This is a genomic window from Streptomyces sp. BE303, from assembly GCF_036290945.1.
Classification (GTDB): domain Bacteria; phylum Actinomycetota; class Actinomycetes; order Streptomycetales; family Streptomycetaceae; genus Kitasatospora.
The window spans coordinates 105525-121580 of record NZ_JAQYWZ010000933.1 but is presented as its reverse complement, the minus strand read 5'-3'; the positions used below and the strand labels follow the sequence as shown (position 1 = coordinate 121580).

The following is a 16056-nucleotide window of genomic DNA, read 5'->3' as shown; positions in this document are numbered from 1 at the left end:
GCGGGCCTGCTCGGCCCAGAAGCCGAGGCGGTCCTCGGAGGCCTGAGCGTATGCGGCCGCGGTGACGTTGGCGGCTGCGGCGAGCTCTGCCGGCGGGGCGAAGCGCCGTTCCTCCTTGAGCAGGTTGGCCAGGCTCTCGTTGCTCAACGCGCACTCCTCATCGAGTCATGATCGGGATCGTTCCCGTGCGTGGGGATTGTCCCGTGTGTCCCAGCGCACAGCTCACCAGGCGAAGAGGTCACTTGACAAGAGGCTCCGGTGAATTGGTGTAGACCTTTGACCGGACGTCGAACGGTCGCCCGAGGCAGGGGCGCCTCTGGAGGGTGTGGCGGAGGTGGGCCCGCGTCCTGGCCCGCCCGGCGGGACGCGGGCCCGGCTCTCAGGCGGCCAGGCCCGGACCGCCCCCGGTCCTGGTCGCGTCGGAGGGGTCCGTACCGGAGGGTGGGACCTCTTCGAATTCCTTCACCCGTTCGGGCGTGTCGCAGTCGGCGGCCGAAGTGGACGCGGCGGACGCGACCGCTGTGGCGGCCATGACGGCGGCCGCAGGGGCGTGGGTGTGAGCACGGGGGGTGGTCTCGCCCGGTGCGCCCAGTGCCTCGACCGGGCTAAACCGGCCGCTCTCGCGATCGAGCACGTAGGCCTGCGCCGTGGCGAAGTCGAAGTACATCCCGACCAGCCGCAGCGTGCCCTCGGCCACTCGTCGCTCCACGGCGGGGTTGGCCAGCAACTGGTCCAGCTGCTGGACCACGTTGGTGATGCAGAGCTGCTCGACCAGGTCGACCACCGGCCGGGCCGTGAACTCGGCCGGGACCCGTCGCAGCCGGTCCAGGGAGCCGCGGCCGTTGCGCAGCCACCGGGCCAGCGGGGTCGGCGGGCCCGGTTGTTCGTGCAGCCCGTCCAGCAGCGCCTTCATCGCCCCGCAGCCCGAATGGCCGCAGACCGTGATCGAACCGACCTCCAGGACCTCGACGGCGTACTGCACCGCCGCCGCCACCGAGTCGTCGGCCGCCCCCGGCTCGAACGGCGCCGGCACCAGGTTGCCGACGTTGCGGACGGTGAAGAGGTCGCCGGGGCCGCTGTTGGTGATCATGCTGGTGACCATCCGCGAGTCCGCGCAGGTCAGGAAGAGCTGGGACGGCGTCTGTCCCTCCCGGGCGAGCCGGGCCAGTTCGGGCCGGACCAGCGGGGCGGTGTGCAGCTGGAACACCCGGACCCCGTCCAGCAGTCGTCCGTGCGGGTCCTCCTGCTGTTCGACGCAGTGGTGGCCGACCCAGGGCGTCCAGGCGCGGCAGCGGTGCGGGCCGGGAGAGCTGCCGGTACGGACGGTGCCGTCGGGATCGAGGACCTCGTCGTCCTGGCGGTGGGTCACCATCGAGACGCGGCCGCCGCCGGCCTGGTACCCGGTGCGCCAGCTGTGCAGGGTCTCGTACGCGGCGTGGTCGAGGAAGGAGCCGTCGTGGACGACCGCGACATCGGCGCCGGCCGGGATCCCGGCGAGGGACCGGCTGAGCCGCGGCACGGCGGTGAAGGTGAGCGGACCGTGCGTCTCCACGGTGAACAAGCCGTCGGGACCGGTCAGGACGTCCACGTGGGCGCGGGTCAGCCGGTAGAGGGCGAGCAGGACGGCGGTCGCGGCTCCCAGCGCCACGCCCGGCAGGACGCCGAGCAGCACCACGCCCGCCACGGTGGCGAGGTAGACCGGGAACTCCCGGTGCCGGTGGACCTTGCGGATGTGCGCGAAGCTCACCATCTGCAGGCCGACCACGAGCACCAGGGCGGCGAGCGCGGAGAGCGGGATCCGGCGCAGCCCGCCGGTGAGGGCCAGCGCCGCCGCCAGCACCCAGACTCCGTGCAGGATCGAGGACCGACGGCTCGTGGCCCCGGCGCGGACGTTGGCCGTGCTGCGCACCGCTCCGCCGGCGATCGGCAGACCGCCGACCAGTCCGCTCACCATGTTGGCGAGGCCCTGGCCGCGCAGCTCGCGGTCGAGGTCCCCGGTCCGGTGGGACATCCGGTCGACGGCGACGGCCGAGAGCAGTGATTCGACGCTCGCCACGGCGGTGACGGTCAGCACGGCGGCCAGGACGGCGGGGAGCGGTCCGTGGGGCAGGTCGGGAACGAGGTCGTGCGGTTGCCAGGCGGGGAGCTCGACCCGGGCGAGCCGGAGGTCCAGCGCGACGGAGAGCGTGGTGGCGAAGGCGACGGCGGCCAGCGGTCCGGGCACCCTGACGAGCCGGGACCCGAACACGCCGGCCCGGCCGGGGAGCCGGTTCAGCCGGGGCCAGCCGAGCAGGACGACCGCGGTGACGGTGCCGACGGCCAGGGCGGCCGGATGCGGGACCGCCAACTGGCCGGGAAGGGCGAGCAGGTTGGCCGTCGCCGAGCTCTGCGGAGAGCCGCCGAGGACGACGTGCAGCTGCGCGATGGCGATGGTCAGGCCGACGCCGGCCAGCATCCCGTGCACGATGGCGGGAGAGACGGCGAGCGCGGTGCGCGCCACCCTCCTGACCCCGAGCAGGAGTTGCAGCAGGCCGGCGGCGAGGGTGATGGCGCAGGTGGCCTGCCAGCCGTACTGGGAGATCAGTCCGGCGGTGATCACGGTCAGCGCGGCGGAGGGGCCGCTCACCTGGAGCGGGGTGCCGCCGAACAGGCCGACCACGATCCCGCCGACCGCTGCCGCGGCGAGGCCGGAGGTGAGCGGGGCGCCGGTGGCCAGGGCGATGCCGAGCGAGAACGGCACGGCGATCAGGAAGACCACGAGGGAGGCGGAGAGGTCCGGTGCCCAGGGGACACGGGGACGTCTGCCCGGCGGGGCGTGGTCGGTGGTGTCGGAGGCGATGGGTGCGCCGGAGATGTCGAGGGTCATAGTCTTCCCGTCTTTCCGGGGGAACGAACGCAGTCAGGTCCGGCGGTGCGGTGAGCCCGGTGACGGGCCCGGCGGGTCGGATCGGCTGTCGTGGGTCGCGACGGCGTGGCGGGATGGCGTGGTCGCGGCGGGGAGTGCGGGTGTCACCGGCCGGACCGTGGACCATCAGGAGCCCCGACGGCTGCTCGCCCGGGGCGATGGGAGGAGCCATGCCTCGGAGAGGCCGTCGGGACCGAGGTGAATATCAAGACTCGGTAAACCGAGGGTAATGGGATCTTTGCACAGCGTCATCCCGGGCGACAGGCAATAACCGGGCCGTTCACCCCATTGGGTGGTGCTCGAACGGACGGGAATCTGCTGGTGGGAGTGCCCTGCGGCAGCGTCGGGCGCTCGGGACCGCCGTCGCCGGGGCCGGGGCCGGGGCCGGGGCCGGGGATTCGGGCCGGGGAGCCGGACGGACCGCGGCCTCCCCGGGGTGGGGAGGCCGCGGCCCGTCGGTGGCGTCGGGGCGGCGGAGGGCCGCCGCCGGTCAGGCCGGAGCGCCGGCCGCGGCGGGTTCGTCGGTCGCGGCGAGCCGGTCGCCGAGCACGAAGCCCCGGTCCACCTGGGTGGCGAGGTCGATGCCGACCTTGGCGTTGGCCCAGCTCTCGGCGTTGCGGAGGTGGAAGAGGACGGCCTGCTCGGTGTAGCGGCGGGCGTCCCGTTGCCCGTACGTGGTGTCCGCCTCCGCGCGCAGTTCGTCCAGCACGGCGCGGTTGGCCGGCTCCAGGGTTCGCAGCTGCGGGTTGGTGCCCTGTTCCAGCCGGCGCACCCAGTCGGAGTGCCCGAAGGCGGTCAGCAGGTCGTCGCCGACCTCGCGGCGGAGGAACTCCAGGTCCTCCGGTCCCTGCACCTTGTTGCCCACCACGCGCAGTCGCACGCCGAAGTCGCGCGCGTAGTCGCGGTACTGGCGGTAGACCGAGACACCCTTGCGGGTCGGTTCCGCGACCAGGAAGGTCAGGTCGAAACGGGTGAACAGGCCCGAGGCGAACGAGTCGGAGCCCGCGGTCATGTCGGTCACGACGTACTCGTCCGGGCCGTCGACCAGGTGGTTGAGCAGCAGCTCGACCGCGCCGACCTTGGAGTGGTAGCAGGCCACGCCGAGGTCCTCCTCGGTGAACGCGCCGGTCGCCAGCAGTCGCACCGAGCCCTCGTCGAGCGCGATCGGGCGGGCGCAGGCCGCGTACACCGGGTTCTCCTCGACGATCCGGAGCAGGCGCGAACCCCGTCCGGGCGGGGTCGTCTTGATCATCTCCTCGGAGGACCGGATCAGCGGGTTGGAGCCGCGCAGGTACTCCTTGATGTCGGGCAGGTGGGCCCCGAGCGAGGGCAGTTCGGCGGCCTGCGCGTCCGTCAGGCCGAGCGCGGGGCCGAGGTGTTGGTTGATGTCGGCGTCGACGGCGATGACCGGGCGGCCCGAGGCGGCCAGGTGGCGGATGAACAGTGCGGACAGCGTGGTCTTGCCGCTGCCGCCCTTGCCGACGAAGGCGATCTTCATCTGGGACTCCGGCTCTCGCTCGCTCTGGGGCCCGCCGCGGTCGCTCGTCCGCTCCGCGGCCGGGGCCGACGATCTCCAGAACTGGAAATCGTTATCGCTTCCGATAGTGGCCATGCTATCCGGGGTTTCGGGTGGTTCGCCGGAGGGAAGTGAGGATTGCCTCTAAAGGGTGATGCGAGGTTGCCGTTCCGGGAGTGGCCCCGGTTCATTACCCTCGGGTAGGTGAGCACTGGAACAGATCCCCTCGCCCCGCTGGCCCAGCTCCCCGGGGTGCCCGACGCGGTGGCCGAGGTGCGCAAGGCCGTCGACCGCCTCTACGGCCACCGGGTGATGCGCCGCCGCGCGGCCGAGGTCACCTCGGAGTCCGCCCTGCGGGGCGCCCGGGCCTCCGCCGCGCTGGCGGGGGCGGACTGGCCGCTGGAGGAGGTCCGGCGGCGCAGCGACTTCGGCGCCGACCCCGAGGCCCGGGCGGTCGGCGCCGCCCTGCGGATCTCGGCCGAGGCCGGCCAGCTGCTCAGCGTCTGGCGGCACTCGCCGCTCCAGGTGCTGGCCCGGCTGCACCTGCTCGCGGTGGGGGACTCCGACGCCCCCGCGGGGCGGCCGCGCCAGGCGGGCGAGGGTGCCGACGATCCGTTCCCGCTGGAGCTGAAGCCGGTGGAGGGAGTCGAGTCCGCGGTGCCGGGTGCGGTGGACGGGCCGGTGCCCGTGCTGCCCCCGGCGCCGGGCTCGGAGGAGGTCGCCGCCAGGCTCGACCAGCTCTCCCGGCTGCTGGTGGCCCGTGCGGAGGGGCAGGGCGTCGGCACGCCGGCCCTGGTGGTCGCCTCGGTGGTGCACGGCGAGCTCCTGGCGCTGCGGCCGTTCGGCTCCCACAACGGCCTGATCGCCCGGGCCGCCCAGCGGATCGTGCTGATCGCCGAGGGGCTAGACCCGAAGTCGATCTGCCCGGCCGAGGTCGGCCTGGCGGAGCTGGGGACCGATGCCTACCGGCAGGCGCTGGCCGGCTACCTGGCGGGCACGCCGGAGGGGCTGGCCGCCTGGATCGGCCACTGCGGCCGGGCCCTGCGGCTCGGGGTTCGGGAGTCCACGGCGGTCTGCGAGGCGATGCAGCGCGGCATGGTCTGACCGGACGCGCGGTCCGACCGGCGTCAAGGGCGGTCGAGGGGTGGCGGCCGGGGGGCCCGGGCCGGGGGTTTCGGGCCGGGAGACGCCGGGACGAAAAGATGCGGCGGCACCTGATCCTGCCGGGTGCCGCCGCTGGCACAGATGCCGGGTGACCATGCATGCACCGGAAGTGCCCATCAGACGGGGATCCTGCCCGTTCGTCTGGTGCGGCGGCCCGACAGCGGGTCGGCTGCATGTGGGTGCTCAGTCATCTGTACGCGGTCCGTGGGGCCTGAACTGCGTTGTCGGTTTGACCTCTTAGGGGTCCTGACCGGGTCTCGCGGGCCGTGCTTCATTTGTATCGCGTTTCGGGCGAAAGGGGAACCCGAAACGAGAAGTCTTCGGCTTTTGCCCGTTTTGCCCCTCGGCTCGGCGGCGGGTGCCCGATGCTTCCCGCAGGGGTCAGGCCGTCGGGCGCCGCCGTCGCGCCACGTACCAGATCACCCCGGCCGTGAGCACCGCCGTGCCGATCGCCACCGCGGTCAGCACCGAGCCGCTCGGCGCCGAGAACTCCGGGAGCCGACGCCGGAGTTCCACCGGCCGGTCGAAGACCAGTACCGGCCAATCCCGGGCGACCGCCTCCTTGCGCAGCGCGCGGTCCGGGTTGACCGCCGAGGGGTGGCCGACCGCCTCGAGCAGCGGCAGGTCGGTCGACGAGTCGCTGTAGGCGTAGCACTCGGCGAGGTCGTAGCCCTCGCGCTCGGCCAACTCCCGGATGGCGGCGGCCTTGTTCTCGGCGTAGGCGTAGTACTCGATCTCGCCGGTGTAGCAGCCGTCCTCGATCTTCAGCCGGGTGGCGATCACGTGGTCGGCGCCGAGCAGCGCACCGATCGGCTCGACGACCTCGGAGCCGGAGCTGCTGACGATGACGACGTCGCGACCGGCCGCGTGGTGCTGCTCGATGAGTGAGGCGGCCTCGTCGTAGATGATCGGGTCGATCAGGTTGTGCAGGGTCTCGGCGACGATCTCGCGGACCTGCTGAACGTTCCAGCCCCGGGTGAGTGCGGAGAGGTACTCGCGCATCTTCTCCATCTGGTCGTGGTCCGCGCCGCCCACCAGGAAGACGAACTGGGCGTACGCACTTCGCAGGACGGCCCGACGGTTGATCAGGCCACCCTGGTAGAAGGGGCGGCTGAACGCGAGGGCGCTCGACTTGGCGATGATGGTCTTGTCGAGATCGAAGAAGGCCGCGGTCCGCGGGCCCGCCGGACGCGCCGGGGCGGCCGGCGGGCCGGTCAGGGGTGTCGCGTCGGACCCGGGCGCCCCGGCTGCCCCGGCCGCTCCGTCGCTCCCCGGGGCTTCGTCGGCTCCGGCGGTGGAGTCCGGGGACTCGTCGGCGTACTCGTCGGCGTTCTCGGTGGTGTCCACGGGAACCGAGGATAGAGGGCACCACAAAACGGCCCGCCATTCGGTGTACTCGTGGGCGTGCGGGTTTGTGTTTCTGGCCGCTCGGGTACACCATGGAAGTCACGGATCGTTCGCGACCGTGCTAACCCGGTCCGGCTCCTCCCCCCCGAGTCGGGCCGTGGATAGACGACCCCCGCTCTCCCCCCCGGCGGGGGTCGTCGCACGTCCGGGGCCATTTTCAGGGCTTGAACGGCTACTGCCGGGGAATCGGCCCGCCGGCCCGGCGGACATCTACGGGGGGTGTCGACGACGGGCCCCTTCGGGCGATTTGGTCACTCTCCGTAGATCATTGATCATGGCTGCCCTCAGCCCCTCGAACGCGCGGAATGGCCGGTCGAGGCGGCTCCCGCAGCAGCGCCCGGAGCGGTTGCTTCCCCTTGGTGCGGTCTATACCGGTTCTTCTCGGTGAGCCCGTTTCGTCAATTCTTTGCTCAATAGCCCCCCTTCCGAGTGAACGTTTTCCTCCACAACCCCCGAGTTGTCCACAGGGAATCGGAACCCGGCGGACGGAATCCGGATCACCGCCCACCGTGAGGGTCGGCAGCGGTCGCCGGGTCCGTGCTGCGGGCCCGCGGCCGGCTGTCGCACCGACCGGACGTGTGCCCGGCCCGCCCCGTGCGGCCGGGCACCCGCACAGGGGAGCCGCCATGTCGAAGCCCACCACCGACCACGCCACCGCCAACGGTCCGGCGCCCACCCGACCGCTCGTCCTCACCGGGGACCCCGGCCTGGCCGAGCACCTGCTGCGGATCTGCGCGGCGGCCGGCACCGAACCGCGGCTGCTCCGGGGAACGTCGCCGCCGCGCGAGCTCTGGGAGGGATCGTCGCTGGTCCTGGTCGGCGACGACCGGGCCGAGCAGTGCGCCGGTCTGCCCCGTCGGGCCGGGGTGCTGCTGCTGGGGCTGGACCTCGATGACCCGGGGGTCTGGGTCAGAGCCGTCCAACTCGGCGCCGAGCACGTGCTCTTCCTGCCCGACGCGGAGGCCTGGCTGCTCGATCGGATCGCCGACGCCGTGGAGGGCGTCGGCACCCCTGCGCTCACCGTCGCGGTGCTCGGCGGGAGGGGAGGCGCGGGCGCGTCCACCCTGGCGTGCGCGCTCGCCGTGACCGCCGCCCGCCGCGGACGGCGGACCGTCCTCGTCGACGGCGATCCGTTGGGGGGCGGGCTCGACCTCCTGCTCGGCAGCGAGACGGCCGCCGGCCTGCGATGGCCGGACCTGGCCGCCTCACGCGGCCGGGTGAGCGGCGCCGAGCTGACCCGGGCGCTGCCCGCGCCCAAGCGGCTCACCGCGCTGTCCTGCCTGTCCTGGGACCGGAGCGACACGCTGGCCGTGCCCCCCGAGGCCATGCGCAGCGTGCTGGCCGCCGCCCGCCGCCGCGGTGGCCTGGTGGTGGTCGACGTTCCCCGGCGGCTCGACCCGGCGGCCGGGCAGGCGCTGGAGCAGTCCGACACGGCCCTGTTGGTGGTGCCGGCCGAGCTGCGCGCGGTGGCGGCCTCCGACCGGGTCTCCGCGTCCGCCCGGATGCGGATCGAGGACGTCAGGGTCGTGGTGCGGCCCGTGGGGCCCTTCGGCATCCCGGCCCGGAAGATCGCGCAGGGACTGCGGCTGCAGCTCGCCGGCGTGCTGGAGCCGGAGCCCGGCCTGGCCGCCGACACCGAGCAGGGCGTGCCGCCGGGCATCCGGGAGAGCGGCCCGCTCGCCCGCTTCTGCGAGACCTTTCTGGACGAGGTGCTGCCGCCGGTTCCGGCGGTCGGGGGAGGTGTGTACTGATGGTCCGTCTGCGGAGAGCGGGAGGCTCTGACGGCGTCGCGGGCCGCCGCGCCGGCGCGTACGAACAGCGGTCGCTCCGGAGCGTGCCCGTCGCAGGGCGCGTGCCCGCGCTCGGGCCGCCGCCCGAGCCGAACCCCTACGGACGGACGGCCCGGGAGGCGCGGGCGGCGGCGCTGGTCGACGCCGTCCGGCTGCGGCTGGCCGAGTCCGGGGCCGCCCCGACCGCCGGTTCCGTCGCGGCCGCGCTGCGCGCCACCCGGCCGCCGCTCGGCGGCGACGACGTCCTCGACACCGTGCGCTCGCTGTGCGCCGAACTGGTGGGTGCGGGCCCGCTGGACCGGCTGCTGGCGGCGCCCGACGTCACGGACGTCCTCGTCAACGGACCGGACGAGGTCTGGGTCGACCGCGGCGGGGGCCTGCGCCGGGCGACCGGCGTCCGTTTCGCGGACGCCGGTGCGGTGCGGCGGCTGGCCCACCGCCTGGCCACGGCGGCCGGACGGCGGCTCGACGACGCACGGCCCTGGGTGGACGCCAGGCTGCCGGACGGCACCAGGCTGCACGCGGTGCTGCCGCCGATCGCGGCCGGCTGCACCCACATCTCGCTGCGGGTCTGCCGCCCCAGGCCCTTCACCCTCGACGAGCTGGTGACCGGCGGGGCCGTGCCGCCGCGCGGCGCGGAGCTGCTCGCGGGCCTCGTGCGGGCCCGGCTCTCGATGCTGGTCAGCGGCGGCACCGGCACGGGGAAGACCACGCTGCTGGCGGCGTTGCTGGGTCTGGTCGGTCCGGAGGAGCGGATCGTCATCGCCGAGGACTCCGCCGAGCTGTGTCCGGACCACCCGCACGTGGTCCGGCTGCAGAGTCGCCCGCCGAACCAGGAGGGGCTGGGCGAGCTGACCCTTCGGGACCTGGTCCGCCAGGCACTGCGGATGCGGCCCGACCGGCTGGTGGTCGGGGAGGTGCGCGGGGCCGAGGTGTCGGATCTCCTGGCCGCCCTCAACACCGGCCACGAAGGCGGCACCGGGACCGTCCACGCCAACACCGCGGCGGACGTCCCGGTCCGGCTGGAGGCGCTCGGTTCGCTGGCCGGGCTGGACCGGGCGGCCGTGCACAGCCAACTCCGCGCGGCGCTGGACGTGGTGGTGCACCTCGTGCGGGAGCCGGCCACCGGGAGGCGACGGATCGCCGAGATCCACACCTTGGCCGGCGACCGGCAGGGGCTGGCCGTCACCACCCCCGCGGTGACGTTCACGGCGGACGGCGGCGCGGTGCCGGGGGCCGGCTGGGAGCGGTTGACCCGGTTGCTGGCCGACCGGGGGGTTCGGCTCGCGGGCGGGCCGCCGTGACGGCGGCCTCGGTGCAGGTGGCGTTCGTCCTGCTGCTGGGCGGGTGTGGGGTGGGCGCGGTGCTGTTGCTCGGTCCCTGGAACGGGAGAACTCGGCGAGAGGCTGGTGGCGGACGTGACGGTTGACCGGGTCGAACTCTGTTGGGCGGCGGCCCTCTGCGGGGCGGCGGCGGCCGGCCGGTGGTGCCTGCAGCGGCAGTTGGCGGGTGTACGGCGGGCCGGGCACCTGCTCGCCGGGCGGGCCGGTGAGTCCGGCGAGGCCGGCGGGTCCCGGGGATCCGCCGGTCACGGGCGGGGGCGTAGGCCCCGGCGGCGTGGAGCCGTGCCGTTCGGCAGCCGGGTGGGCGCGTCCTGGCGGGCCGCCAGGGGTGCACCCGAACTGCTGCTCCTGCCCGGTGGACTGGCGGCCGGATGGGTGACGGTCTCGCCCGTTCCGGCCCTGGCCGCCGCACTGGCCGCCCTGCCGCTGCGGAGGTGGCGGCTGCGGCGCGCGGCGGCGGCCGGGGCCGGACGCCGGGCGGCCGCGGTGGTGGAGCTCTGTGCCGGACTGGCGGGTGAGTTGCGCAGCGGAGCGACGCCCGAACAGGCGCTGCACGTGGTGACCACGCGGATCGCCGCAGACCGGGCGGAGCTGGGCCGGCTCGGGGCGGAGCCGGTCGCCCGGCTCGCGGCCGGCCGGTACGGCGCGGATGTGCCCGCCGCACTCCTGCTGCTAGCCGAGTTGCCGGGAGGCCGTGGAGCGGCTGCGATCGCCGCCTGCTGGCGGGTGGCCTCCGACGGTGGAACGGGCCTGGCGGCCGGTCTGGACGGGGTGGCCGAGGCACTGCGCGTCGAACGGGCGCTGTCCGAGGAGATCGCCGCCGAGCTGGCGGCGCCGCGCGCCACGGTCGCGGTCCTGGCCGGGTTGCCGCTCGTGGGGCTGTTGCTCGGCGCGGCCATCGGCGCCCGACCGGTGGACGTCCTGCTCCACACACCCGCCGGGCTGGCCTGCCTGGTCGCAGGGGCGGCGCTGGAAGGGATCGGCCTGGCCTGGACGTCGCGCATCGTCCGGTCGGCGTCGGAGGACGCCCGGGAAACGGGTCCGTTCCGCGGCCGGACGGCCGCGGGCCGCCCGGAGCCCGGGTCCGGCCGGCGGTGCGGGATCACCCGGACCCGCCCTCGGGAGGGACGGTCGAGCGGATCGTTCGCAGGGAAGGTGAGGTCGGCGTGATGCGGGCGATGGACTGGACCGTCCTGGGCCCGGCCATGGCGGCGGGTGCGCTGCCGCTGAGCGGGTGGCGTGTCCGAAGGACGGCCCGGCGGCGGGCGGCGAAGTGGCGAACGGCCAGGGTGCCGACAGCGGGGCCGCCAAGGGCCGGAGACGCCCCGGCCCGCCGGTGGCCGGGCGGTGGTCGGGCGGAGCCCGCCAACAGGGGAGCCGCCGTGGCGGAGCGGGCTCGGCGGGGGGTCGCGGCGCTCTCCGCGGGGATCGGCGCAGCGGCGTTCCTCGGCGGTGGGGCAGGCCCGGTGGTGGGTCTACTGGTGGCGGCGGGGTTGTACCGGCGGCTGCCGCGGGCCCGGTCCCCGGCGGAGCGGCGAGCCCTGTCGGACGAACAACGGCTGGTCCGACAGCTGCCACTCACCGCGGAGCTGTTGGCGGCCTGCCTCGGCTCGGCGGGCTCGCCGGCGGAGGCCGTCGCAGCGGTCGGCCGGAGCGTGGGAGCCCCGATGGGTCCCCGGCTGATGGCAGCGGCGGCGGAACTCGCCCTGGGCGCGCCGCCGGAACACTGCTGGCGCCGACTGGGCGAGGAGCATCCGCGATTGGCACCGCTGGCCCGCTGCCTGGTCCGGACGAGCCTCAGCGGGACCCCGGCGGCCGAGGCGCTCACCGGACTGGCGGGCGGCCAACGAGCGGAGGCCGTACGGGCGGCGCACACGCGGGTCCGCCGGGCCGGCGTGCTGGCCACCGTGCCGCTCGGGCTCTGCTTCCTCCCGGCCTTCGTCCTGCTGGGTGTGGTCCCGGTGGTGGTGGGGCTCACCTCTCGCTTCACGCAGCAAATGTGACGCTTCGTCAAACATATCGATCGGCACCGGACGCAGTGTGCGGAGGGCGCGGTGGAGGCCGCTCCGCCCGGCCCGGTCGACACCTGAATCGATCCAAGGAGAGAACCATGGATGCAGTGCTCAAGCCCGTTTTCGACAGCGGCAGTTCGCTCGGCCGACTGGTGCGGATGGGGCGGCGACGGGGCCGCTGGGCGATCCGTCGGATCCGGCGGGCCGGCCGGGCGAGGGCCCGCTCGGACGCCGGGATGACCACGGCGGAATACGCGGTCGGCACGCTCGGGGCGTGCGCGCTGGCTGCCGGGCTCTACAAGGTGGTGACCAGCCCGGCGGTCATCGGAGCCCTCACCGACGTCCTGGACCGTGCGCTCCATGCGACCTGAGGCACCGTCCGCAGGGCGGTGTGCCCGGCTGCTTCCTGCCGGCTGCGGCCCCTGTGCCACCCGTTCCGGTCGGCTCGCCCCGACCGGCCGGAACGGGCGGCGCCGACGGCGGGGCGACGGTGGCTTCGTCACCGCCGAAACCGCTGTCGCGCTGCCGGCGCTGGTGCTGCTGGCCGCGATGCTGGTCTGGGCCGTACTCGCGGCGGGTGCCCAGGTGCGGTGCGTGGATGCGGCGAGGGAAGGAGCCAGGGCGGCGGCGCGGGGCGAGACGGATGCCGCCGGGATCGCGCGGGCGGTCGCCCCGCCGGGGGCGGAGGTCCGGATCGACCTGGCGGCGGACACGGTCCGGGTCACCGTGGACGCGCCGTCCACGGCACCGGGCGGGCTCGGGAGCGTGCTCTCGGTCCGGCTGGGCGCGGCGGCCGTGGCAGCGCGGGAGGACACCTTGCGGGGCGGGGAGGGAGGTGCCGGCCCGTGGCCGAGCTGACGCGTGTCGTGGCTCGGGCGCGCGGCGCGCTGCGGTTCCGCTCCGGTCGGGCGGGGGCCCGCGACGGCGGGCACGACGGCGGGTCGGCGACGGTCTGGCTGGTCGTGTGCGCGCTGTTGGGCTGCGCGGCGTTCACCGTCCTGCTGTCGGTGGGTGTGGCGGTCGGCGCCCGCCACCGCGCGGAGTCCGCCGCCGACCTCGCGGCGCTCGCGGCGGCCGACCGGCTGCTGCTGGACGCGGACGGCGGCTGCGACCGGGCCCGGGCCGTGGCGGCCGTGCAGGCGGCCACGGTGGTCTCCTGCACGGTGGACCGGGAGGCCGATGCCGTCGACGTGGTGGCGGAGGTGCCGGTCACCGGGCTGCCGGTCCGCCTGCCGGTCGGGCCGGCGCGTGCCCGGTCCCGGGCCGGCCCGATCCGTGCGGAGGTCGCCCCGACGGACGAGGACGCGCGCGCCGCGGTCGGCGAGGCCGTCACCGCGGTGGCCGGCCCGGCGGTGACGGCCGCCCAGACCGAGGGGACGGGCTCATGAACCTCCGGCTTCCCCGGCTTCGCACGCCTCCCCGACGCCCCCGACCTCCCCGGCCGCGGTCGTCCGTCCCTCAGGCTCCGCTTCGACCGCTTCCGCCGGTTCGACCGCGTCCGCCGCGTCCGCCGCTTCCGCCGGTTCGGAGCCGTCCGCTTCCCCGGTGGCCGCTGCCGGTTCCAGCCGCTCCGCGGCCGGCACGGCGGGCGCTCCTGCGAGCAGCACGTCCAGCATCCGGACGGCCGCCGCCTTGTCCAGCGGGTCGTTCCCGTTGCCGCACTTGGGCGACTGCACGCAGGAGGGGCAGCCGCGTTCGCACTCACAGGCCGCGATCGCCTCCCGGGTGGCCGTCAGCCACTGGACGGCCCGCTGGAAGCCCCGCTCGGCGAATCCGGCACCGCCGGGGTGGCCGTCGTAGACGAAGACGGTGGGCAGTCCGGTGTCCGGGTGGAGCGGTACCGAGACGCCGCCGATGTCCCAGCGGTCGCAGGTGGCGAAGAGCGGGAGCAGCCCGATCGAGGCGTGCTCGGCGGCGTGGGCGGCGCCGGGCAACTGGTCGAGCGGGATGTCCGCGTCGAGGAGCTGGTCCTCGGTGACGGACCACCAGACCGCGCGGGTGCGCAGGGTGCGCGGCGGCAGGTCGAGCTTGCTCTCGCCCATGATCTCGCCGGTGGAGATCCGCTTGCGGAGGTAGCCGACCACCTGGTTGACCACCTCGACGGAGCCGAAGCTGAGCCGGCCCTCGCCCCAGTCGACGGTGGTGTCGGTGGAGAGCACCGAGATGGAGGTGATGTCGCGGGCGGCGGTCGTGTAGGGCGGGTCGGCGGGTTCGACCAGCGCGACCGAGTTGTCGAGGTCGAACTCCCGGACGAGGTAGCTGCGGCCCCGGTGGAGGTGGACGGCGCCGGTGTGGACGGTGGTGTGGGCGGCGGAGGCGTCCACGGTGCCGAGCAGCCGCCCGGTCGGGGCCTCGACGATCTGCACCGGGCTGCCGCCGTTGCCCCGCAGGTCGACGCCGTCGGCGGCCCGTTCGCGGCGGGTCCAGTACCAGGCGTCGCCGCGACGGCGGAGCAGCCCGCGTCGCTCCAGTATCGGCAGCAGCGGTCCGGCGGAGGGGCCGAACAGTTCCAGGTCGGTGTCGGTCAGCGGGAGCTCCGCGGCGGCCGCGCACAGGTGCGGGGCGAGGACGTGCGGATTGTCGGGGTCCAGCACGGTGGCCTCGACCGGGGTGGCGAACAGCGCCTCCGGATGGTGCACCAGGTAGGTGTCCAGCGGGTCGTCCCGGGCGATCAGGACGGCGAGGGCGCCCTGGGCCTCGCGCCCGGCCCGTCCGGCCTGCTGCCAGAGCGAGGCCCGGGTGCCGGGGTAGCCGGCCATCAGGACGGCGTCCAGGCCGGAGATGTCGACACCGAGCTCCAGTGCGGAGGTGGAGGCGAGGCCGAGCAGCCGGCCGGAGTGCAGATCGCGTTCCAGGGCGCGGCGCTCGTCGGCGAGGTAGCCCCCGCGGTAGGCGGCCACCCGGTCGGCGAGCGGGCGGCCGAGCTGGTCCTGGGTCTGCAGGGCGACCAGCTCGGCGGAGCGGCGGGAGCGGACGAAGACGACGGTGCGGATCTCCCGTTCGACGAGGTCGGTGAGGAGGTGGGCGGCCTCGGCGGTGGCGGTCCGGCGGACCGGCGCCCCGTGCTCGCCGACGTTCTCGGTGAGCGGCGGCTCCCAGAGCCCGAAGACCACGGGCCCGCGCGGGGAGGCGTCCTCGGTGACCGCGTCGGCGGGCAGGCCGGTGAGTCGCCGTGCGGTGACGGCCGGGTCGGCGGTGGTGGCGGAGGCGAGGAGGAAGGTGGGCTCGGATCCGTACCGGGCGCAGATCCGGCGCAGCCGCCGCAGCACCTGGGCGACGTGCGAGCCGAACACGCCGCGGTAGCTGTGGCACTCGTCGATCACGACGTAGCGCAGGGTCTTGAGGAAGGAGGACCAGCGTGCGTGGGCGGGCAGGATGCCGCGGTGCAGCATGTCCGGGTTGGTGAGCACGTACGAGGCGTACTGGCGGACCCACTCGCGTTCCTCGGGCGGGGTGTCGCCGTCGTAGAGGGCGGCCCGGACCCGGGGCGGCGCGAGGTCCGCGGCCCGGCGGCGCTGGTCGGCGGCGAGTGCCTTGGTGGGGGCGAGGTAGAGCGCGGTGGCGCCGCGCCCGTTGCGGGCTTCGGTTCCGTCCAGCAGATCGGAGAGGACGGGGGCCAGGTAGCCGAGGGACTTGCCCGAGGCGGTTCCTGTGGCGATCACCACAGTATGGCCGGATTTGGCCAGATTCATTGCTTCTGCCTGATGGGCCCAGGGGTGTTCCACGCCCAGGGCCCGGGCGGACTCGACGATCTCGGGCCGGATCCGGTCGGGCCACGGTGAATAGCGGGCGGCCCGGGCGGGAAGGTGCTCCGTATGGGTGAGCCGGTCCGACCGCCCGCGGGTGGTGGACAGGGTCGTGAGCAGTGCCTCGGGCAGGCTGTGACGCGGCGGCATGAGGACCCAGTGTGTCACCGGAG

General features: G+C 74.8%; 12 protein-coding genes. 8 read left to right on the top strand and 4 right to left on the bottom strand.

Annotated elements, in window-relative coordinates; genetic code table 11:
* Positions 1-379: 379 nt before the first annotated feature.
* Together PUR56_RS38585 and PUR56_RS38580 are read right to left on the bottom strand one after the other, a co-directional pair.
* Positions 380-2866 (bottom strand): bifunctional SulP family inorganic anion transporter/carbonic anhydrase, encoded by a 2487-nt coding sequence (locus tag PUR56_RS38585; protein WP_329952401.1) that lies wholly within the window; start codon positions 2864-2866, stop codon positions 380-382.
* 529 nt (positions 2867-3395) lie between these two features.
* Entirely contained in the window at positions 3396-4403 is a 1008-nt protein-coding gene (locus PUR56_RS38580; RefSeq protein WP_329952400.1) for an ATP-binding protein, read from the bottom strand.
* A gap of 222 nt (positions 4404-4625) precedes the next feature.
* Between PUR56_RS38580 and PUR56_RS38575 the strand changes: the two genes are divergently transcribed.
* Complete coding sequence (locus PUR56_RS38575) at positions 4626-5525, top strand: oxidoreductase (RefSeq protein ID WP_329952399.1); 900 nt, start codon at positions 4626-4628, stop codon at positions 5523-5525.
* 441 nt (positions 5526-5966) lie between these two features.
* Here PUR56_RS38575 and PUR56_RS38570 read toward each other — a convergent pair whose 3' ends face one another.
* Positions 5967-6803 carry an HAD family hydrolase gene (locus PUR56_RS38570; protein ID WP_329952405.1) on the bottom strand — a complete coding sequence of 279 codons (837 nt, stop codon included), beginning with the start codon at positions 6801-6803 and terminating at the stop codon, positions 5967-5969.
* An 815-nt stretch (positions 6804-7618) separates the two neighbouring features.
* On the opposite strand from PUR56_RS38570, the gene ssd reads away from it, so the two are divergent.
* From ssd to PUR56_RS38535, 7 genes are all read left to right on the top strand, one after another.
* Positions 7619-8743 carry a septum site-determining protein Ssd gene (gene ssd / locus PUR56_RS38565; protein WP_329952398.1) on the top strand — a complete coding sequence of 375 codons (1125 nt, stop codon included), beginning with the start codon at positions 7619-7621 and terminating at the stop codon, positions 8741-8743.
* A gap of 83 nt (positions 8744-8826) precedes the next feature.
* A complete protein-coding gene (locus PUR56_RS38560; RefSeq protein WP_443034619.1) occupies positions 8827-10086 on the top strand; it encodes a TadA family conjugal transfer-associated ATPase in 1260 nt (419 codons plus the stop codon).
* 321 nt (positions 10087-10407) lie between these two features.
* Positions 10408-11295, top strand: a complete 888-nt coding sequence (locus PUR56_RS38555; protein WP_329952397.1) for a type II secretion system F family protein — start codon at positions 10408-10410, stop codon at positions 11293-11295.
* A 212-nt stretch (positions 11296-11507) separates the two neighbouring features.
* On the top strand, positions 11508-12128 hold the full coding sequence (locus tag PUR56_RS38550; RefSeq protein ID WP_329952396.1) for a type II secretion system F family protein: 621 nt from the start codon (positions 11508-11510) through the stop codon (positions 12126-12128).
* Positions 12129-12235: 107 nt separating this feature from the next.
* Positions 12236-12508 carry a DUF4244 domain-containing protein gene (locus tag PUR56_RS38545; RefSeq protein ID WP_329952395.1) on the top strand — a complete coding sequence of 91 codons (273 nt, stop codon included), beginning with the start codon at positions 12236-12238 and terminating at the stop codon, positions 12506-12508.
* Positions 12498-12995 carry a TadE family type IV pilus minor pilin gene (locus tag PUR56_RS38540; RefSeq protein WP_329952394.1) on the top strand — a complete coding sequence of 166 codons (498 nt, stop codon included), beginning with the start codon at positions 12498-12500 and terminating at the stop codon, positions 12993-12995. Before PUR56_RS38545 ends, PUR56_RS38540 begins: the two co-directional genes overlap by 11 nt.
* A complete protein-coding gene (locus PUR56_RS38535; RefSeq protein ID WP_329952393.1) occupies positions 12983-13525 on the top strand; it encodes an Rv3654c family TadE-like protein in 543 nt (180 codons plus the stop codon). The genes PUR56_RS38540 and PUR56_RS38535 overlap by 13 nt, the downstream gene beginning before the upstream one ends.
* Here the strand turns inward: PUR56_RS38535 and PUR56_RS38530 are convergent.
* Positions 13520-16033 carry a DEAD/DEAH box helicase gene (locus PUR56_RS38530; RefSeq protein WP_329952392.1) on the bottom strand — a complete coding sequence of 838 codons (2514 nt, stop codon included), beginning with the start codon at positions 16031-16033 and terminating at the stop codon, positions 13520-13522. The two genes, PUR56_RS38535 and PUR56_RS38530, sit on opposite strands and share 6 nt — an antisense overlap.
* Positions 16034-16056: the final 23 nt, after the last annotated feature.